Raw genomic sequence first — 19794 nt, 5'->3', positions numbered from 1 at the left:
GGGTGGTTTGCTACTAGCCTGACGCGCCGCCTAGCCTCCCCTTGATAGGCGGCGCGGGAGTTCCCCCATGGAAACCGCAAAAGAATCAGTCGTCGAAAAATACCAGGAGGATGCAGGCAAGCGGCAGCTTACCGGCGCCTGGTTTATGGTGGCCCGCACGGCGGCGGTGGCAATGGCCATTTTCCACCTCTATACCGCCGTCACTGGGCCGGTGAACACCCAAAATGCGGTGCATTTGCTGTTTGCGCTGCCGTTGATCTTTCTGGCGTACCACTGCCGCGTGCGGGATACCCAGCGCATTCCGTGGTTCGATGTCATTCCGATTTTATTGAGCGTGGTGATCAGCGCCTATTACGTTTATCACTTCGATCGCATCATCTATCAGCTGGGCTACTTAATGCCCACGACGCTGGATCTTGTCTTCGGCGTGAGCGCGATTCTACTGTTGCTGGAAGCCTGCCGTCGGGCGATTGGCCTCGCGTTCCCCATTTTGGTGTTGATTGCGTTGGCCTATGCCGCCTTTGGGCAACATCTGCCCGGCGTCTGGGGGCACGGTGGGTTCCGCTGGGATGACCTCGTTGCCACCTTCTATTTAGGGCCAACCGGCATTTTCGGCAGTCTGATGCGCACCTCATCCACCGTCATTGTCGTATTCATCATGTTTGGCGCGCTTTTGGTCACCACCGGTGGCGGTGACACCTTCATGCGTCTCTCCAATGCCGCGACGGGCGGTATGGCAGGTGGCCCTGCCAAAGCCGCTACGCTGTGTAGCGCGATGTTCGGCAGCATCAGCGGCAGTACCGCCGCCAACGTCGCCACTACCGGCGTATTCACCATTCCGCTGATGAAGAAAAACGGCTACAGCGCGCGCTTTGCGGCCGCCACGGAGGCCTCTGCCTCGACGGGTGGGCAAATCCTACCGCCGATCATGGGCGCCGCGGCGTTCGTGATGGCCGATGTCATCTCCACGAGCTATTTGGATATCATCAGCGCCGCGCTGATTCCTGCGCTGTTGTTCTACCTTGCCATTTGGATGAGCGTTCACTTCGAAGCCAAACGCCTGGGGTTGAACCCGATCCCGAAAGACCAGCGCCCGACGCTGCGGGAGGGGCTTTTCAATGTCGAAACCCTGCTGCTGCCGCTAGTGGTACTGATTACCATGCTGGTGCTGCGCTACACGCCCACTACCGCCGCCGTGGCGGCTTACTTCACCGCCATGGGGCTATACCTGGTGTCGCCGCGCAGCCAAGGCACGCTCTGGGAGCGGGTGAAATCGCTACCGGCCGCGTTGGAAGCTGGGGCAATGACCGCGGCGATGATTGCGGTCATCATCGGCAGCGTAGCGATCATTGCGGCGGTGATCAGCATCACCGGGCTAGGGTTGAAAGTCTCCTCGCTGATTTTGATGGTGAGCGGCGGTGACGTGCTGGTCACACTACTACTAGCGATGGTGGTGGCCATCATTCTCGGTATGGGCTTGCCCACCGTGGCCGCCTATATGCTGGCGGCGTCAGTGGTCGCCGCTGCGTTCGTCGAGGCGGGCTTGCCGAGCCTCTCTGCTCACCTCTTCATTCTCTACTTTGCAATTTTGTCGGGTGTGACGCCTCCGGTGGCGCTGGCGGCCTACATTGGCGGGGCGATTGCGGGATCCCACTGGTTCCGTACGGCACTGACAGCGACGAAAATTTCCTTGGGCGGTTTCCTGATTCCGTTTATGTTTATCTACCATCCACCGCTGCTCGGGCAGGGCTCCAAGCTGGACATCGCCATGGCGGTGGCCTCGGGAGTGCTGGGCATCATCGCCTTGGCGGCCTCGACGATCGGCTACTTTGCCCGCCCCTGCTCCTGGATAGAGCGCGGTTTGCTGCTGTTTGCCGCGCTGATGCTGATCAACGGTCAGGTCATGACGGACGTCGTAGGTATTGCCGTCATCGTCGGCATCTTCGCCTGGCAGCGGTTTTTCAGCCATTCCGCTAAAGGGGATCGCTCTTTAGCGCGTTCACCGAGCAAGGAGCCGCTTTGATGCACATCGTCATTCCCGATGATTACCAGGATTGCGTGCGTGAACTCGATGCCTTCGCCAAGCTGGCGGGGCACCGGGTCACCATTTACAACGACACCGTCAGCGAGGAAGACGCGCTGGTCGAGCGCTTTCAAGACGCCGACGCGCTAGTGCTGATTCGCGAGCGCACGCCGATCACCGCGTCGTTGCTGGCGCGGCTACCCAAGCTCAAGCTGATCAGCCAAACCGGCGGCGGCGCGGCCCATGTGGACATGGCCGCCTGCCGCGAGCACGGTGTGGTGGTACTGGCCGGTACCGGCTCGCCCTTTGCGGCGGCCGAGCTGACCTGGGGGCTGGTGCTCTCGGCCATGCGACGCATTCCCGAAGAGATGGCAAACCTCAAGGCAGGCCGCTGGCAGCGGACCCTGGGCACTGGCTTGAAAGGGCGCACGCTGGGCGTATTTGGCTACGGCAAAATTGGTCAGTTGGTCGCCCGCTACGGCCAGGCGTTCGAGATGAACGTGTTGGTATGGGGACGTGAAGGCACCCGCCAGCGGGCCGCTGCGGCGGGGCTTGAGGTCGCGGCCTCGCAAGAGGATTTCTTCCAGCGCAGCGATGTGCTCAGCCTGCACCTGCGCTTGAACCCGGAAACCCGCGGCATCGTCACGGCCGCGAATTTGGCCAGCATGAAGCCAACCGCCGTGCTGGTGAATACCAGCCGCGCGCCGTTAGTGGAGGCGGGCGCGTTGGAAGCAGCGCTGAAAGCGGGTCGCCCTGGCATGGCCGCCGTGGATGTGTTCGATGAAGAACCGGTGGTGGAACATACGCTGCTGGCGCTGCCCAACTTTCTGGCCACGCCTCACCTGGGCTATGTAGAGAAAGATAGCTACGAGCTCTATTTTGGCGATGCGTTCGATAACGTACTGGCGTTCGACGCAGGCCAGACCGGGCATAATTTGGCTGAGGCTTGATCTGTCCCATCATGACGATGCAAACGGGGGTGGTCGACTGGCCACCCCCGTTTGTATCTGCGCGCCCGATTTACTACCCCGCCTGGCGCTCGGCGAGCCGCTCACTGAGTAGAACGACGGCACGTTTCGCTAGTGGAGAGAGCTCGGTATCGTCGTGCTCCAGGGTGGCGACCAGGCGCTGCTTCATCGACCGTGCCCAGAAGGTTTCCAGGTGGCGGCAGGTGGCTGCGGCGGCGGCCTCTTCATCGCGACCGCCGCCTAGGTTAGCGGCGATTTGGTTGGTCATGCTGATTAGTTGCGTGGTGTGATTCGACGACATGATGTGGCTCCTTAGCCGTGGGCCACCGCCGCCGTGGCGGGGCGATGGTAGATCAGGTGGCGGCCGGGCCGTGCAAAGCCTGCCAGAAAGAGCCCTGCGGTTTGGGCCTGCTCAACGGCCAGCGACGTCGCCGCCGAGACGGCCACCAGGGCACCGATGCCCACGCTGGCGCATTTATGGACCATCTCGTAGCTGGCACGGCTGGTGACCAGTACGAAGCCGCTGGCCAAAGGCGCGTTCTCGCGCGCTAAAGTGCCAACCAGTTTGTCGAGGGCGTTATGGCGACCCACGTCCTCGCAGAGCCACTGGACGCGCCCCTGAAGATCGCACCAGGCCGCGCCGTGGCTGGCGCCCGTCACGGCCTGGAGCGGCTGGTGGGCGAACAGCTCCTGAAGCGCGCGCTGGATGGCGGCGTCGCTCAGCGACGGCGCGGTGACTGCTGGGATCGGGCGGATGGCCTGCTCCAGCGCTTCGGTGCCGCACAGCCCGCAGCCGGTCCGCCCCGTCAGGCTGCGCCGTCGCTGCTTGAGCTCGGCCATTCGCTGGCTGGCGATGGTGAGGTGAATGGCCAAACCGCCTGGAGCTTCGTGAACCTCTAGGTCGTAGCACTCGTCGGCGCTGTGCAGAATGCCTTCGGTCAGGCTGAACCCCAGCGCGAACGCCTCCAAATCCGTCGGGCTGGCCATCATCACCGCGTGCGAAATTCCGTTGTAGACCAGCGCGACCGGCTGCTCCAGGGCCAGGCCATCCTCGTGGGTGTCGGCATGCCAGCCGTTGCTGCCGCGGCGCTCCTCCACCGGCAGGCGCATGAGCGCGGCCTCGGCCGAAGCCGAGGCATGGCGGGTGTCCGCTGCGCTCATGGCGCCTCCTGGTGCGCCTTGGCCAAATGGTCGCGCTGGGCCTGATCGAAGGCGTTGAAACGCTGTTGCCAAGCCGATGGCTGGCTGACTTTTTCTACCTGCACGGCGGTCACTTTGTATTCGGGGCAGTTGGTGGCCCAGTCCGAGTTGTCCGTGGTGATCACGTTCGCCCCGCTACCTGGATGGTGGAAGGTCGTATAGACGACTCCGGGCTGCATACGTTCGCTGAGTCGGGCGCGCAGTACCGTCTGGCCTGAGCGGCTGGTAATACCCAGCCAGTCGCCGTCGCGCACGCCGCGTACCTCGGCGTCAGACGGGTGTAGCTCCAGCACATCCTCGTCGTGCCAGTACTGGTTGTCGGTGCGCCGGGTCTGGGCGCCCACGTTGTACTGGCTGAGAATGCGGCCAGTGGTGAGTAGCAGCGGGAAGCGGCGGTTGGTGCGCTCTTCCGTCGCCACGTACTCGGTGATCGCAAAGCGGCCCAGGCCAATGGGGAATTCATGCTCGTGCATGGTCGGCGTGCCCAGCGGGTAGTCGGCGTTACATGGCCACTGCAGGCTGCCGTGCTCCTCCAGCTTGGCGTAGCTAACGCCCGCGAAACTCGGGGTGAGCTGCGCGATCTCATCCATGATCTCGGAGGGGTGGGTATAGTGCATCGGGTCGCCCAGGGCGTTGGCCAGCGCCTGGGTGACTTGCCAATCTTCCATACCGGCTACGGCGGGCATCACTTTACGTACCCGGTTGATGCGCCGCTCGGCGTTGGTGAAGGTGCCGTTCTTCTCTAAAAAGCTCGATCCCGGCAGCAGTACGTGGGCGAACTTGGCCGTCTCGTTGAGGAAGATATCCTGCACGATCAGGCAGTCCAGCGACGAGAGCGCTGCCTCGACGTGCTGGGTGTTGGGATCGGACTGGGCAATGTCCTCGCCCTGTACGTAGAGCGCCTTGAAGCTCCCTTCGATGGCGGCATCGAACATGTTGGGAATGCGCAGGCCCGGTTCGTCGTCGAGCTTCACGCCCCACACGGCCTCGAAGCGGCCACGGGCGATGGGGTCGGCGACGTGCTGGTAGCCCGGCAACTCGTGGGGGAAAGAGCCCATGTCGCAGGAGCCCTGCACGTTGTTCTGGCCGCGCAGCGGATTCACGCCCACGCCTTCGCGGCCGATGTTGCCGGTGGCCATGGCGAGGTTGGCGATGCCCATCACCATGGTCGAGCCCTGGCTGTGCTCGGTGACGCCCAGGCCGTAGTAGATCGCGCCGTTGTCGGCGGTGGCGTAGGTGCGTGCCGCTTGGCGCACGGCCTCGGCGGGCACGCCGGTGATGCTTTCGCTGGCTTCCGGCGAGTGGCGCGGGTCTTCGATGAAGGCGCGCCAGCTCTGGTACGCCTCGCTATCGCAGCGACGGGCGACGAACGCCGTGTCTTCGAGGCCTTCGCTGATCACCACGTGGGCCAGCGCGTTGACCAGCGCTACGTTGGTGCCCGGGCGCAGCGGCAGGTGCTGGGCCTCGCCCATGTGCGGCGTTTTCAAGAGATCGATACGGCGCGGGTCAGCGACGATCAGCTTGGCGCCCTGGCGCAGGCGCTTGCGCATTTGCGAGGCGAACACCGGGTGGGCGTCGGTGGGGTTGGCGCCGATCACGATGATCGCGTCGGCCTTCATCACCGAGTCGAAGGTTTGCGTGCCGGCCGACTCGCCCAGCGTGGTCTTCAGGCCGTAGCCGGTGGGCGAGTGGCATACCCGCGCGCAGGTATCGGTATTGTTGTTGCCGAACGCCGCACGGATCAGCTTCTGAACCAAATAGGTCTCTTCGTTGGTGCAGCGGGAAGAGGTGATACCCCCGATGCTTTCACGACCGTAGCGCGCTTGGGTCTCCTGTAGGCGGCGGGCGGCGAAACCGATGGCCTCCTCCCAGGAGACGCTGCGCCAAGGCTGGTCGATGCTGTCACGGATCATGGGCTCGCGGATGCGATCCTTGTGCGTGGCGTAGCCGAAGGCGAAGCGCCCTTTGACGCAGGAGTGACCGTGATTGGCGTCGCCGCCTTTGTAGGGCACCATGCGGATCAGCTTGTCGCCCTTCATCTGCGCTTCGAAGGAGCAGCCCACGCCGCAGTAGGCGCAGGTGGTCACCACGCTTCTGTCCGGCACGCCCTGGTCGATTACGCTCTTCTCCATCAGCGTGGCGGTGGGACAGGCCTGCACGCAGGCGCCGCAGGAGACGCAGTCCGAGTCCATGAAGGCGTCGTTCTGGCCCGCCGACACCTTGGAGTCGAAGCCCCGGCCGTCGATGGTCAGCGCGAAGGTGCCCTGCACCTCGTCACAGGCGCGCACACAGCGCGAGCAGACGATGCACTTGCTCGGGTCGAAGGTGAAGTAGGGGTTGGACTCGTCCTTGACCGCTTCCAGGTGGTTCTCGCCGCTGAAGCCGTAGCGCACCTCGCGCAGGCCGACGCTACCCGCCATGTCCTGCAGTTCGCAGTCGCCATTGGCCGGGCAGGTCAAGCAGTCCAGCGGGTGGTCGGAGATGTAGAGCTCCATCACGTTACGGCGCAGCTTGGCGAGCCGCGCGTTTTGCGTCGTTACCTTCATGCCTTCCGCGACTGGCGTGGTGCAGGAGGCGGGCAGGCCGCGACGCCCTTCGATTTCGACGGCGCACAGGCGGCAAGAGCCAAACGCCTCGAGATTGTCGGTGGCGCAGAGCTTGGGGATGCTGATATCGGCAAGGGCGGCGGCGCGCAGTACGGAGGTGCCTTCCGGCACGCTGAGCGTGACACCGTCGATCTCGAGGTTGACGTTGGCCGCACCGGGGGCTGGCGCGGGGGTGCCGAAGTCGCGGCTGAAGTCGACGCTGTTGGCCTGACGGCGGGGATCGAAATGTTGGATCATGAGTACTCTCCATTCGCCGGGCGCTGGAAGTCGCCGGGGAAGTGTTTCAACGCGCTCTGTACCGGGAAGGGGGTCATGCCGCCCATGGCGCAGAGCGAGCCATCCACCATCGTGTCGCAAAGGTCACTGAGCAGCGCGAGGTTGGCCTCACGATCATCGTCCGCGCGAATGCGGTCGATCACCTCCACGCCACGGGTCGAGCCAATGCGGCACGGGGTGCACTTGCCGCAGGACTCCACCTTGCAGAACTCCATCGAGAAGCGCGCCTGCTCGGCCATGTCGACGCTGTCGTCGAACATCACCACGCCGCCATGACCAATGCCTGCGCCTACCTCGGCGAAGGTTTCATAATCCAGCGGCATGTCCCATTGGCTCTCGGGCAGATAGGCGCATAGCGGGCCGCCTACCTGGACGGCGCGCAACGGCTTACCGGTGAGCGTGCCGCCACCAAACTCCTCCATCAGCGTGCGCAAAGTGGTGCCAAAGGCCAGCTCCACCAGTCCGCCGCGCTTGACGTTACCCGCTAGCTGAAGCGCCAGCGTACCCTTCGAACGGCCCATGCCGTAGTTCGCATAGGCGTCGCCCCCTTCGGCCAGAATGAACGGCACCGCTGCTAAGGAGAGAACGTTATTGACTACGGTGGGGCGGCCGAAGAGCCCCTCGATGGCGGGCAGCGGTGGCTTGAAGCGTACCAGACCGCGCTTGCCCTCCAGGCTTTCGAGCAGCGAGGTTTCCTCGCCGCAGATATAGGCACCGGCCCCCAGGCGGACTTCCAGGTGGAAGGTGTGGCCGCTGTGGCGAATGTCGTCACCCAGGAAGCCCGCCCGTTCGGCGCGGGCGATGGCCTCGTCGAGCACTTTTTTCGCCAGCGGGTACTCGGAGCGCAGGTAGATATAGCCCTGTGTGGCGCCCACGGCGAGCCCGGCGATGGTCATGCCCTCGATGAGCATGTAGGGGTCGCACTCCATGGCCAGCCGGTCGGCGAACGTGCCGGAGTCGCCCTCGTCGGCGTTGCAGACGATGTACTTCTGGTCGGCGGGGGCATCCAGCACCGTCTGCCACTTGATGCCGGTGGGAAACGCCGCGCCGCCGCGCCCGCGTAGCCCGGAGGCCTTCACTTCATCGACGATGGCCTGGGGCGTCAGCGCCAAGGCGACCTCCAAACCGGCGAAACCGCGGTGGACTTGATAGTCGTCGATGGAGAGCGGGTCGGTGATACCGATACGGGCAAAGGTCAGGCGCTGCTGACGGGCGAGGTACTCGATCTCGTCGACCGGCCCCAGCGCTAGCGGGTGACTAATGCAGCCTTCCAGCATGCCGCTATCGAGCAGCTCGGGGACGTCGCTAGGCGTGACCGGCCCGTAGGCGAAGCGCCCTTTGGGGGTCTCCACCTCGATCATGGGTTCGAGCCAGAACAGCCCTCGCGAGCCGTTGCGTACCAGGGTGATGCCTTCGTGCCGGGCGGCGGCGTCGCGCTCCAGGCGTCGCGCGATGGTATCGGCACCTAATGACAGCGCGGTGGTTTCCCGGGGAACGAAGACGCGCACGCTCATGAGATCATCTCCAGGGGCTGCGTCTGTAGCTCGTCCATTAGGGTATCGAACGCCTCGGGCGTGATGCGGCCGCGTACCTCGTCGTTCACGCGGACCGACGGGCCGCAGGCGCAGTTGCCCAGGCAGTAAACGGCTTCCAGGGTGATCTCTCGATCCGGGGTAGTCTGGTGGTAATCGATCCCCAGGCGAGATTTAACGTGGACTTCGAGCGCCCGCCCACCCACCGCCTGGCAGGCTTCGGCGCGGCACACCTGTACTACGTGGCGGCCTGGCGGCGTGGTGCGAAAATGGTGATAAAAGGTAATGACGCCGTGCACCTCCGCGCGGGTCGTCTTCAGCGACTCGGCGATCAGGGGAATGGCGTCTGATGGCACGAAGCCGAAGCGATCCTGCAAGGCGTGGAGGATCGGTAGCAGCGCGCCTGGTAGGTGTTTGAGCGCATCGATCTCGGCTTGGATCGACGGCAGCGACCATTTTGGAGACCCGTTCATCATGTCTCTCCCCGGTGCAAATTGTTGATTATAAATATGCACGTTTTTGCCTATATTTGAATGGTCATTTCGCGTGCATCACGGTTAATTTCACGCTAGCATCAAGTTACGAGCTAAAAAATATGAAAGTTTGTGCCAATGAAAAAAATCTCCGTCATTCCTAGCTGGTGCTTTCGAGACGAGGCGGGACATCAGCTCGACGTACAGTTACTTCGCCTGCTGGGCGCGGTCTATCGACGGGGTAAGTTAACCAAAGCCGCCGCAGAGGTGGGTGTCTCATACCGGCATGCCTGGAACTTATTGCGTCAGGGCGACGATTTTTTTGGCGTGCCGCTCGTGGAACTCCAACGGGGACGCGGTGCCAAGCTATCGCTGCTCGGCGAAAAACTGCTGTGGGCCGAACAGCGCGCGATGGCTCGTCTAGGGCCACAGCTGGAGAGTCTCGGCTCGGAGCTCAACCTCACCATTCAGCAGCTTTGCCAGGGAGCCTCGTCGGTGCTGCGGCTGCACGCCAGCCACGGCTTTGCGGTGGAGCTGTTGCCCAAGCACCTGGAAGCGCTGCCGCTGGACCTGCAGTACTGCAGCCCCCATGAGTCGCTGGCCGCGCTCGAACGGGGGGCGTGCGACGTAGCAGGGTTTCATCTGCCGCGTGGGTCGGTCGGTGAGCGTGTGCGGGCCACGTATGACGGTCTACTCAAGCCTCAGCAGCATCGGGTGATCGGCTTCATTGCCCGCACCCAGGGACTGATGGTGGCCCCAGGAAACCCGCTGGGTATCGACGCGATCACCTCGCTGAACGCGAGCGGCATTCGCTTCGTGAATCGTCAACGCTCGTCAGGTACACGCTCGCTGCTAGACTGCCTATTGGAAGAGTCGCACGTGCCTAGTCATCAGATTCGCGGCTTTGATATCGAGGAGTACACCCACTCCGCCGTCGCCGCCTACGTGGCGGCCGGCATGGCCGACGTCGGTTTTGGGGTGGAGGCAGCCGCCCAAAAATTTGGGCTCGATTTCCTTCCGCTGGCCACCGAGGATTACCTGCTGGCCTGCCACCACCGCGCCTTGAAAGAGCCCCGCGTTCAGCTCTTTTTGAAGACGCTGCGCGGTACGCCTTTCCAGGAGGCCGTTAGCCAACTACCGGGGTACGCCCCCAGCCGGTGCGGTGAGGTGATGTCGGTAGACGAAGTGCTCGACGCGATCGACCCTCCTTCGTGAACGACGTTCGAGAAAAACCACGGCTGCCAATGAACACCGAGGGCACATGCGAGACCGGTTCTCTAGCACGTTAAAGAGCAAGAATTTGCCCTACATTACGCCTTCCGAGGAGCGTGATACGCCCCACGGCACGCGTCGCGTCGCATTCGTTCTGTTGGAGCACTTTTCGATGATGGCGTTTACCGGTGCGGTGGATGCGCTGGTGACCACCAACCTGATGAAAGCCGCCACGCTGTACGACGTGGTGGTGGTGGGCGGCGAGTCGGGCGCCACGATGTCCGACTTGGGCATCGAGGTGGCCACCGACCTATCGCTCGACGCGTTCGATAGCGCCTCGCCGCCGGTCGATGTGTTGATCGTCTGCGGGGGGCTGCGCGTGCAGCCCAAGTCGACGCCGCTGCTACGTAACCGGCTGAGAAGTGCTGATGCTCAGGGCATCGTGCTGGGTGGGCTGTGGAACGGTGCCTATTTTCTGGCGGAGGCGGGACTGCTGAGCGGTTATCAGTGCGCTTATCATCCGGATGGCCGGGCGATGATGGCCGAGCAGTTTTGGGATGTCGCCGTGACCAGCCGTAGCTTCATCGTGGACCGCAACCGGCTGAGCTGCGCCGGTGCCAGCAGTTCGCTGAGCATGATGCTCGAGGTGGTGCGCGCGGACTGCGGCAACGCCGTGGTCGCGGCGGTGGAGGAGATGTTGAGTTGCGACAAGGGGCTCGATTCGCCGGATATCTCGACGCTCAACGTCGACCAAAACCCGACCCTACCCGAAAAGCTCAAAGTCTCTTTGCAGCTCATGAAGAACAATATCGAAGAGCCGCTGACGATTGCCGAAATCGCCAACTGGGTCAACATTTCGCGACGTCAGTTAGAGCGTATGTTTTGCACGTACGTCGATGCCAGCCCCTCGCGCTACTACATGGAGCTTCGCTTGACCCGCGCGCGGCAGCTGCTGCAGCAAACCAACAAGCCCGTGGCCGAGGTGGCGGTGGCCACGGGCTTCGTCAGTATCTCCCATTTTCGCAGCTGTTTTTATCAACTGTTCGACGTCACGCCCGGCCAGTTTCGGAAGTCGTGCCAAGCCAGTGGCCAAGCGCAGTAAACCGCGCGTGAGCTCGGTGCTTGGCGTCAGCTTCCCGACCAGCCCAGCAGGATAGGCACGTAAACCACCAGCAGCAGCACGCCAATCAGCCCTAGCAGATAGGGGATGATGGCGCGGGTGATCCGCTCCAGCGGCAGTTGGGTCACGGACGACGCCACGTACAGGTTGATCGCCACGGGCGGGGTAATCATGCCAATCGATAGCCCCACCACGATGATCAGCCCGAAGTGGATCGGGTCGATGCCCAGCTGCAGCACCAGCGGCAGCAGTACCGGGGTGAGGATGATCAAAGCGCTGGCCGTTTCGATGAATACCCCAGTGAGCAGAATGATTCCCACGATCAGTAGCATGATCACGTAAGGGTTGGTGGAGAGCGACAGCACCGCTTGGGCAATCGCGCCGGGCACCTGCCAGCTAGAGAGCGTCCAGCTCAGCACCGCCGACATGGCGATCACCAGCATGATCACCGCCGTGGTCATCGCCGAGCGAATCAACAGCTTGTAAACCTGGGGCAGGGTCAAGTCGCGATACACGAAGAGCGACACCAGCAGGGCGTAGTTCACCGCCACCACGGCCGCTTCCGACGGCGTGAAAATCCCCGAAAAGATGCCCCCTAGAATGATCACCGGGGTCATCAAGCCCCAACTCGCGGCCTTGAACGTGCGCCACATGGTGGCCAGCGACAGCGGGGTCCCTTTCGGGTACTGGCGTTTGTACGCCTGGGTAATGGCGATGGCCATGAGGGCCACGCCCATCGCCAGCCCCGGCAAAAAGCCGTTCAAGAACAGTTCGGAAACCGACTGCTGGGCGATGACCGCGTAGATGATCATCGGCACCGACGGGGGAATCACCACACCAATGGTACCGCTGGCGGCAATCAGGCTGGCCGCCGAGGCGGGGTCGTAGCCTTTGCGCTTGAGCTCCGGCACCAGGCTTGAGCCCACCGCCGCCGTGGTGGCCGCGCCGGAGCCAGAAATGGCCGCGAAGAACATGCCCGCCATGACGGACACCACCGACAAGCCGCCGCGCATGAAGCCCACCAGCGAATCGGCAAAGCTCACCAGGCGCTCGCTAACCTTGCCCTGGGCCATTAAATCCCCGGCCAGAATGAACATCGGAATGGCCACCAGAGCAAAGGAGTTGATGCCCTGGAACATCTGCTGGGTGACCACCATCAGCGGCACGCCGGATTGATACAGCGCGTAGAGTGTACTGGCCCCAATCGCAAAGGCAATCGGCACGCCTAGCAGCATGAACAGAAAGAACAGCCCGAACAGCAGCAGGGTCATAACGACGCCTCCTGGGACGGGGGCATCTCGCCGTTCACCAGTAGCTCGACCATATCGACCAGCGCATACCACGCCATGATCGCCGCGCAGACGGGCATCACGGCGTAGACATAGGTCATCGAGAGCCGTAGCGAAGCGGATTTCTGGAAGCTCTGCACCTGCATATAGCGGTAGCCGATGACGATCAGCGTGATCATGAACGCCACCACAATCGCCAGCGCCGCCAGCCTGGCCAGCTTGCGCATCGGGAGGGGCAAGGCATCCACTGCGAAACTGACCGCGATATGTCGCCCGCGCTGAAACGCCAGCGTGCCCGCGAGAAAGGTGATCCACACCAGCAGAAACCGCGCGACCTCTTCGGTCCAACCCACGGCGCTGAACAGCACCCGCGAAACGATCTGTAGCGTGATCACACCGATCAACGCCGCCATGCCCGCAAACACCACGGGCTGGATGATGGCATCCAGCCCGCGTTCAATGCGTTGCAGCAGCGTCAACAGAGGCTGTGCAAACGACATCACTGTTGCAGCGCCTCCTGAATACGCGGCAGGTAGTCACCGAACTGCTCACCGTACTTCTCGTACACCGGCGCAACGGCGGATTGGAAGGCTTCCATGTCCGGGGTGTCGTTGATCTCCATGCCCGCGTCGCGCAGCGCCTGCAACTGCTCCGCTTCCATCTCTGCGTTCACCTGGCGCTCGTGCTCGGCAGCTTCCTGGGCGGCTTCTTCCAATACTGCTTGGGCAGCCTCGGGGAGCTGGTTCCAGGCGGGCATGCCCATCACGAAGATCGCCGGTGCGTAGGTGTGGCGCGAGAGCGTCATGTAGTTCTGGGTTTCATCCAGGTTGAACGAGTGGATCACGTTCACCGGGTTCTCCTGGCCGTCGATGGTGCCCTGCTGCATGGCGGTAAGCGCTTCGGTCCAGGCCATGGGGATCGCATTGGCCCCCAGCTCGCGGAAGGTGTCGGTGTAGACCGGGTTTTCCATCACGCGAATGCGCAGGCCATCCAGGTCTTCCGGCGAATTCACGGCGCGCTCGCTGTTGGTCAGGTTGCGGAAGCCACGCTCGGCGTAGGCCAGGCCTTTCAGGTTCACGTCGGCCAGCTTGTCCAGCAGCTCCTGACCGATGGGGCCATCCAGCACGCCATAGGCGGCTTCGGGAGTGGGGAACAGGAAGGGCAGTTCGAAGACCGCCATCTCTTCCACGAAGTTGGCCACCGGGCCGTTGGTGATCACGCCCATGTCCACGGTGCCGATCTGCATGCCTTCCAGCAGCGTGCGCTCATCGCCCAGCGAGGCGTTGGGGAAGATCTCGATATTCACCTTGCCATCGGTGCGCTCTTCCACCAGCTCTTCGAACTTGGTGGCCGCGATATGGAAGCCATCCTGCTCGTTGACCACGTGGGCCAGGCGCAGCGTGACCGGGTCCATATCCGCAAAATCGTTGGCGTTCGCGGCGCTGACCAGCGCCAGTGAGATGCCCAGTGCCAGCGTACTACGTGCAAATGTTTTCATTTATTATGTTCCCAATATGACCAAGGGGGTTAAGAGGTGCAAAAGTGCCCACAGAGCATGCACCACCGCAGGGAAAACGGTCAATCACAAGGCGGCCTAAAACCGCCCCGCCGCTAGACACGGCCCGCCCACACGGGTACGATACGCATCCAAAGCGCCCGTAGCTCAGTTGGATAGAGTGTCGGCCTCCGAAGCCGAAGGTCGCAGGTTCAATTCCTGCCGGGCGCGCCAAATTGAAAAAATGGCCTGCGATTTCTCGCAGGCCATTTTTGTTTGGCTGGCTTCGCTTATGAGCGATTATTTAGATAATCCCATGCAGCCCTTGTAGCATGTGCCCCATGTAATGAAACCTAAGGCGCTACGTCATAGGCGCCGCAACAGTGTATTAGCTACCGATCCTCATGTAAGCGACCTTCCACATACTTGTGAAGGATACTGGCAACCAGTGTTTGATAGGGAATACCTTCGGCCAGCGCCTTCTTCTGGAGCCCCCTGAGATCCTTGGAAGAAAGCCTGATGTTGATACGGGCATCTTTTTTGAACATAGCGTCGGCGTACTGTTGATGCCGCGCTTTCCTATCCTTTACATCTGGTGCGCGCTGCATTTCATCTGCTTCAAAAGCATCCAGGATTTCCAGCTCTTCTTTATCCAACCTGCTCATTTCGGACCTCCCAAATAGGTTTTGGTCGCCTTCCGGCTCGGGATGATCGTTTTCAGAAAAACCTCATCCTCTGACTCCACGAAGGGTACGAGGTATGCATACTCCTCTATCTCAATCACATGGATTTGTTGACCCGGATACCGCTCCTGATTCGGATGCTCAAACGTATCTAGGATACCTCCGATCGAGATGTGAAAAACCACATCCTCAAACGAGATATCTCTTTCCACTTGGAGAAGTTTGTTCTTCTCTGGGTTCCATGTGATCGTTTTCATAGGTAGAGCGTAGCACGTTGTGTGCTCTTTGTACTCAATTCCTGGCGCCTCGTTAGGACTTTTTACCACTCAGTTGGGCCTTTAATGCCTCAACCTGTACCAAAAGGGAGCGCGTTGATACGTCAATGGCCCTCGCTCGGCAATAAGGACTAATCGTAAAATCCATTAGTCGTAAGCCATACGTCGCACGGATGAGCACGGAGACGATGTGTTGGCAGTCTTCTCCCAAAAAGATGGGAAGTGGATAGCCCCTGGAAGCTCGATTCATCGTTTCTGTTGTGTAGGGAGGGTGTGTGCTTGGGCGGTGCGGTTTGTCCGGGTATGCACATCAACCTGAGAGGTATTGGCGGCATTGCGCGTCCGTCGTGACACTGATTTGCACGTTATTTCTATTCCGATGCAGGTCATTGCCATGTCGCACTCCACTGGGGCCGTTGAGCCAGCGCCCTCTACTGAAGCCTCGGCTTTCAAGCCGATGTCTCTTGTTCTGGGCGTTCTAGTAAGTTTGGGAGTTTTCTTCCTTTTGCCCGAAACGCTGACCTTCAATGCGCGTCTCGTCGCTGGCATTGCAATGCTGATGGCCACCTGGTGGATGACAGAGGCGATTCCCATTCCGGCGACATCGCTGCTTCCGCTCGTACTGTTCCCCTTTTTCGATATTGCGTCGGTCGGTGTGACCGCTGCGCCCTATGCCCATAGCATCGTCTTTCTCGTCTTGGGTGGCGTATTGCTGGGCTTGGCAACGCAGCGCTGGAATTTACATCGCCGCTTTGCGCTACTGACGGTGCTAACGGTGGGTACCAAGCCTGCGCAAATCGTTTTCGGTTTGATGTTCGCTAGCTGGTTTATCACCATGTGGGTGAGCAATACCGCCACCGCCGTCATTATGGTACCCATCGGCGGCTCGATCATCGCGCTGGTGGCATCACTGGGTAACGGTGATGACACGCCCAAGTTCTCCGCCGCTGTTTTACTGGGTATTGCCTACGCCATCACCATCGGCTCCATGGCCACCCTGATTGGTCAGCCGCCGATGGCGCTAATGCGCGCATACATGGCAGATACCCACGGGCTGAGTATCGGGTTTGGCCACTGGATGCTGGTGGGAGTGCCATTCTCATTCACCATGCTAGTGTTGGCTTGGTTCGTTCTGAACAAGCTGGTGTTCCGCTCGGAAGTCGAAAACATTCAGGGCGGTCGAGCGATGATCGCGTCGGAGCTCGAAAGGATGGGCCGCCTATCGCCTGAAGAGGCGCGCGTACTGATGGTGTTTGGCGGGGCCGTGTTCTGCTGGGTATGTTTACCCTTGATAGCGCGAATCTTGTCGGTGCAGAACGTCTTACCCTGGCTCTCCAATATCAACGACACCAGTGTGGCGATCCTCGCGGCGATTCTGATGTTCGTGATTCCCGCCTCTAAGGGAAAGGGGGCATTGCTGGATTGGTCGGCCACCCGCGATGTGCCCTGGGGAGTCCTGATTTTGTTTGGCGGTGGCCTAACACTCTCAGCCCAGTTCACTGCCACTGGCTTGAGTGCCTGGGTGGGCGAAAGCGTATCGGGATTATCGGGGCTACCGCCGATCCTGATTCTCGCCATCACGGCTTTCGTCATCATTCTATTGACCGAACTCACCAGTAACACGGCGACGGCGGCGGCCTTCTTCCCGATCATGGGATCGATTGCCGTGGGGCTGGGTATCGAGCCCTTCCTGATGACCATCGTGGTCACCTTTGCTGTGAGCTGTGCCTTCATGCTGCCGGTCGCAACGCCTTCCAATGCCGTGGCGTTCGCCACGGGAGATCTGCCTATCCAAAGCATGATTCGAGCAGGTGTCTGGCTCAATGTCATCGGCCTGCTGGTGATCATGGTGGCGCTCTACACCATCGTACCGCTGGTCTTCGATGTCTCTTTCTAAACCGTGATGCTCAATGTCGTTGGTCGCCCTGTTGATTTGACGATACCGGATAGACAGCCTAAAGTGTTCGTTATACAAATTAATGTTCGCAATAAGAACAAAGAGGCTCCCATGTCCCAGCCCTGCATTATCTGTGTCGCCATTACCGGCAGCCTGCCACGCAAAGAGAACAACCCAGCCGTACCGATTACGGTCGAGGAGCAGGTTGAGAGCACCCAGGCAGCGTTCGAAGCAGGGGCGACCATTGCCCACTGCCATGTGCGCAACGATGACCAAACCCCCTCATCTGACCCAGAAAAGTTTGGCCGCCTGATGGAAGGGCTTAAGAAGCACTGCCCGGGAATGATTATTCAGCTCTCCACCGGCGGGCGTTCCGGGGCAGGAGAAGCCCGGGGTGGGATGCTCCCGCTGAAGCCTGATATGGCCAGCCTCTCGGTGGGCTCCAATAATTTCCCCAATCGTGTCTACGAGAATCCGCCCCAACTGGTGGAGTGGTTGGCCGATGAGATGCTCAAGTACGGCGTCAAGCCTGAAATCGAAGCGTTCGACCTGTCGCATATCCATCAAGCCGTGAGTCTTTCCCAGCAAGGCAAGCTAAAGACGCCGCTCTATGTGCAGTTTGTCATGGGGGTGAAGAATGCGATGCCAGCGGACAAGCCCACCTTCGATTTCTACATCGAGACGCTCAAGCGGCTGGCGCCGGATGCGCAGTGGTGCGGTGCAGGCATTGGTGCCCATCAGTACCTACTCAACGAGTGGTCGATTGCGGCTGGCGGCCATACCCGTACGGGGCTCGAAGATAATGTGCGCTTGGATAGTGACACCTTGGCGCCCTCCAACGCGGTGTTGGTCGAGCGCACCGTAGCCCTTTGCGAAAAGTATCAGCGCCCGGTGGCTACTTGGCAGCAAGCGCGTGAGATGCTTGGGTTATAACGATAAGAAACAACCACTTGATAAGCAGGAGTGACGAGATGGTAGATACCACGATGGTCGGTGATGCACCTGACATCGACGAGATTAAACGAGTCGTGCAGCTATATGTCGATGGTTTTCGAGGCAGTAGGCAGAAGCTGGAGGAGGCGTTTCATCAAGAGGCGTGGATTTTTGCGCTGGACGCGGCGGGTGCCTTGGCAACCGATCTCATTAGCGACCGTTTTGAGCGATGGGCGAATAGCCAGCGGCAGGTCAAGAGCCGTTTCATTGCCATCACCCAGGCCGGAGAGGTCGCCAGCGTGCTATTAGGCTTCGATAATAGCGACAACCTTGAAGATTCTTGGGTCGATGTGATTGCGCTGATCAAAATCGATGGTAAATGGAAAATTACCAATAAGACGGCTGCGCACAGCAGCCGCGCATCCTGGGCCCAGCCGTAAACGCGCGGCAAAGGCATACCGACGGAATGAAACGGCAGGGCCTCGCACTGCCGTTTCGTTTTTAACGCTGCTACGTTAGATATGCCATTGCGCCTACGACCATGGCTTCGATACCTGTGCGCAGTGTTACGTCATTGCCTGGGAAGTAGTAGGGCGAATGAGGCATTTCTAGATGACGCATTTTCTGTGAGACGTTCGTTCCTGGGGTGTTTGCCCAGCGTTCTGCGGGGGTGGAGCCAATAAACCAGTACACGTATGGAATATCCTCGCCACCAAAACCGGCTGCTTTTGCATTCCCAAAAAACGGAAAATCCTCGCTGCCGTTAAGCCGTGGCATGTCATAAAGGTTGGCGTCACCGAAATGCTCTGCGTGGGCGCGACGTACATGCTCAACCGCTATCGCGTCGTTGTTCAAGGCGATGGTTTCATTGAGCACCTTTAAGGTCGGGGGCTTGGGCGCTCTTCCCGCATCGCACTCCGCACGAACGATACGCTCGATCGACTCAACCACTTGGCTGTGTAATGCGTCATCAAAGCTGCGGATATTGATCTCAAGCTCTGCCGAGTGCGGAATGATGTTGGCCTGGGTGCCAGCGTGAAGCTTGCCAACCGTGACCACCACGGTCTCCTCCGGCGGAACCTCGCGAGCAACGACGGTCTGCAGGCGGGTGACCACATGGGCGGCAATGACCACGGGATCCACCGTTTGGGCGGGCATGGAGCCGTGGCCCCCGTTGCCGTGTATGGTAACGGCCAAATTGGTACAAGCGGCCATAGCGCTACCCGGACGGTGTCCAACGGTGCCTGCAAGAGCGGGCATATTGTGCTGGCCAAGAATAATGTCTGGGCGAGGGAAGCGCGTATAGAGGCCGTCATCAAGCATTGCTTTTGCCCCGCCAAATATCTCCTCGGCGGGCTGACAAATCAGCATCAAGGTGCCGACCCATTGCTCCCTTAGTCCTGCCATGACGGCCGCGGTGCCGACGATGCAGCTGCTGTGTAGGTCATGTCCGCAGGCATGCATCAATGGCACTTCACTACCCGTTTCTGAGGTGGCCATTTCACAGCTGGCAAAATCTAGCCCCGTTTCTTCCTTGATGGGTAAGGCATCCATATCGCCGCGGAGCATGACGGCAGGGCCCTTGCCGTTGCGCAGCAATGCCACGACACCCGTACCGCCAACGTTGCGGCTCACCTCATAGCCAAAACTTTCCAAAGCGTCGGCGAGCCGTGCGCTGGTCTTATGTTCCTGAAAGGGCAGCTCGGGCGTTTGATGTAACTGGTGGTAGAGCGACTGAATATCGTCGAATGCTGCCTCTAGTTGAGAGGCGATGGCACTCTTTAAATCTAAGTGATCTGTCTGGATACTCAT

Annotated in this window: 17 protein-coding genes and 1 tRNA gene; 8 read left to right on the top strand and 10 right to left on the bottom strand. The window is 60.8% G+C overall.

Annotated elements, in window-relative coordinates:
- Positions 1-67: 67 nt before the first annotated feature.
- On the top strand, positions 68-2023 hold the full coding sequence (locus tag FRH_RS04445) for a TRAP transporter fused permease subunit (protein WP_281997864.1): 1956 nt from the start codon (positions 68-70) through the stop codon (positions 2021-2023).
- The gene (locus tag FRH_RS04440) at positions 2023-2973 is read left to right on the top strand and encodes a D-2-hydroxyacid dehydrogenase family protein (RefSeq protein WP_139525945.1); all 951 of its coding nucleotides are present in this window, start codon (positions 2023-2025) and stop codon (positions 2971-2973) included. The genes FRH_RS04445 and FRH_RS04440 overlap by 1 nt, the downstream gene beginning before the upstream one ends.
- Before the next feature lie 73 nt (positions 2974-3046).
- On the opposite strand, the gene FRH_RS04435 is transcribed toward FRH_RS04440, so the two are convergent.
- Genes FRH_RS04435 through FRH_RS04415 form a run of 5 tightly spaced genes read right to left on the bottom strand, consistent with a single transcriptional unit; the run spans position 3047 to position 9078 of the window.
- The gene (locus FRH_RS04435; RefSeq protein ID WP_139525944.1) at positions 3047-3292 is read right to left on the bottom strand and encodes a formate dehydrogenase subunit delta; all 246 of its coding nucleotides are present in this window, start codon (positions 3290-3292) and stop codon (positions 3047-3049) included.
- 11 nt (positions 3293-3303) lie between these two features.
- Positions 3304-4224: a formate dehydrogenase accessory sulfurtransferase FdhD gene (fdhD, locus tag FRH_RS04430; RefSeq protein ID WP_231125646.1), complete on the bottom strand. Its 921-nt coding sequence runs from the start codon at positions 4222-4224 to the stop codon at positions 3304-3306.
- Positions 4149-7034, bottom strand: coding sequence for a formate dehydrogenase subunit alpha (gene fdhF, locus FRH_RS04425; protein ID WP_139525943.1), 2886 nt, complete (start codon positions 7032-7034; stop codon positions 4149-4151). The genes fdhD and fdhF overlap by 76 nt, the downstream gene beginning before the upstream one ends.
- Positions 7031-8587: a formate dehydrogenase beta subunit gene (locus FRH_RS04420; RefSeq protein WP_139525942.1), complete on the bottom strand. Its 1557-nt coding sequence runs from the start codon at positions 8585-8587 to the stop codon at positions 7031-7033. The genes fdhF and FRH_RS04420 overlap by 4 nt, the downstream gene beginning before the upstream one ends.
- Positions 8584-9078 (bottom strand): formate dehydrogenase subunit gamma, encoded by a 495-nt coding sequence (locus FRH_RS04415; protein WP_139526236.1) that lies wholly within the window; start codon positions 9076-9078, stop codon positions 8584-8586. The genes FRH_RS04420 and FRH_RS04415 overlap by 4 nt, the downstream gene beginning before the upstream one ends.
- A 138-nt stretch (positions 9079-9216) precedes the next feature.
- On the opposite strand from FRH_RS04415, the gene FRH_RS04410 reads away from it, so the two are divergent.
- Together FRH_RS04410 and FRH_RS04405 are read left to right on the top strand one after the other, a co-directional pair.
- Positions 9217-10293, top strand: coding sequence for a substrate-binding domain-containing protein (locus FRH_RS04410; protein ID WP_139525941.1), 1077 nt, complete (start codon positions 9217-9219; stop codon positions 10291-10293).
- Between the two features lie 85 nt (positions 10294-10378).
- Positions 10379-11392: a GlxA family transcriptional regulator gene (locus FRH_RS04405; protein ID WP_231125647.1), complete on the top strand. Its 1014-nt coding sequence runs from the start codon at positions 10379-10381 to the stop codon at positions 11390-11392.
- Positions 11393-11418: 26 nt separating this feature from the next.
- Here FRH_RS04405 and FRH_RS04400 read toward each other — a convergent pair whose 3' ends face one another.
- From FRH_RS04400 to FRH_RS04390, 3 genes are read right to left on the bottom strand one after another with little or no spacing between them, the layout of a single operon-like run.
- Entirely contained in the window at positions 11419-12681 is a 1263-nt protein-coding gene (locus tag FRH_RS04400; RefSeq protein WP_153843747.1) for a TRAP transporter large permease, read from the bottom strand.
- Positions 12678-13199, bottom strand: a complete 522-nt coding sequence (locus tag FRH_RS04395; RefSeq protein ID WP_139525938.1) for a TRAP transporter small permease — start codon at positions 13197-13199, stop codon at positions 12678-12680. Before FRH_RS04395 ends, FRH_RS04400 begins: the two co-directional genes overlap by 4 nt.
- Entirely contained in the window at positions 13199-14197 is a 999-nt protein-coding gene (locus tag FRH_RS04390; RefSeq protein ID WP_139525937.1) for a TRAP transporter substrate-binding protein, read from the bottom strand. The genes FRH_RS04395 and FRH_RS04390 overlap by 1 nt, the downstream gene beginning before the upstream one ends.
- 154 nt (positions 14198-14351) lie before the next feature.
- Here FRH_RS04390 and FRH_RS04385 point away from each other — a divergent pair.
- Positions 14352-14428 (top strand) — tRNA-Arg (locus tag FRH_RS04385).
- 158 nt (positions 14429-14586) lie between these two features.
- Here FRH_RS04385 and FRH_RS04380 read toward each other — a convergent pair.
- Entirely contained in the window at positions 14587-14859 is a 273-nt protein-coding gene (locus tag FRH_RS04380) for an antitoxin (RefSeq protein WP_044630232.1), read from the bottom strand.
- A gap of 672 nt (positions 14860-15531) precedes the next feature.
- On the opposite strand from FRH_RS04380, the gene FRH_RS04375 reads away from it, so the two are divergent.
- The 3 genes from FRH_RS04375 to FRH_RS04365 all read left to right on the top strand — a co-directional run bounded on the left by FRH_RS04375 (position 15532) and on the right by FRH_RS04365 (position 18422).
- Positions 15532-17049: a DASS family sodium-coupled anion symporter gene (locus tag FRH_RS04375; RefSeq protein ID WP_331272617.1), complete on the top strand. Its 1518-nt coding sequence runs from the start codon at positions 15532-15534 to the stop codon at positions 17047-17049.
- 111 nt (positions 17050-17160) lie between these two features.
- Entirely contained in the window at positions 17161-17982 is an 822-nt protein-coding gene (locus FRH_RS04370; protein ID WP_139525934.1) for a 3-keto-5-aminohexanoate cleavage protein, read from the top strand.
- A 38-nt stretch (positions 17983-18020) separates the two neighbouring features.
- On the top strand, positions 18021-18422 hold the full coding sequence (locus tag FRH_RS04365; protein WP_139525933.1) for a nuclear transport factor 2 family protein: 402 nt from the start codon (positions 18021-18023) through the stop codon (positions 18420-18422).
- A 70-nt stretch (positions 18423-18492) separates the two neighbouring features.
- On the opposite strand, the gene FRH_RS04360 is transcribed toward FRH_RS04365, so the two are convergent.
- Positions 18493-19794: an amidohydrolase gene (locus FRH_RS04360; protein WP_139525932.1), complete on the bottom strand. Its 1302-nt coding sequence runs from the start codon at positions 19792-19794 to the stop codon at positions 18493-18495.

This window comes from Halomonas sp. A020 (assembly GCF_027943625.1).
GTDB lineage: Bacteria > Pseudomonadota > Gammaproteobacteria > Pseudomonadales > Halomonadaceae > Vreelandella > Vreelandella piezotolerans.
The sequence above is the reverse complement of the archived record's forward strand: the minus strand, read 5'-3'. Positions and strand labels throughout refer to the sequence as shown.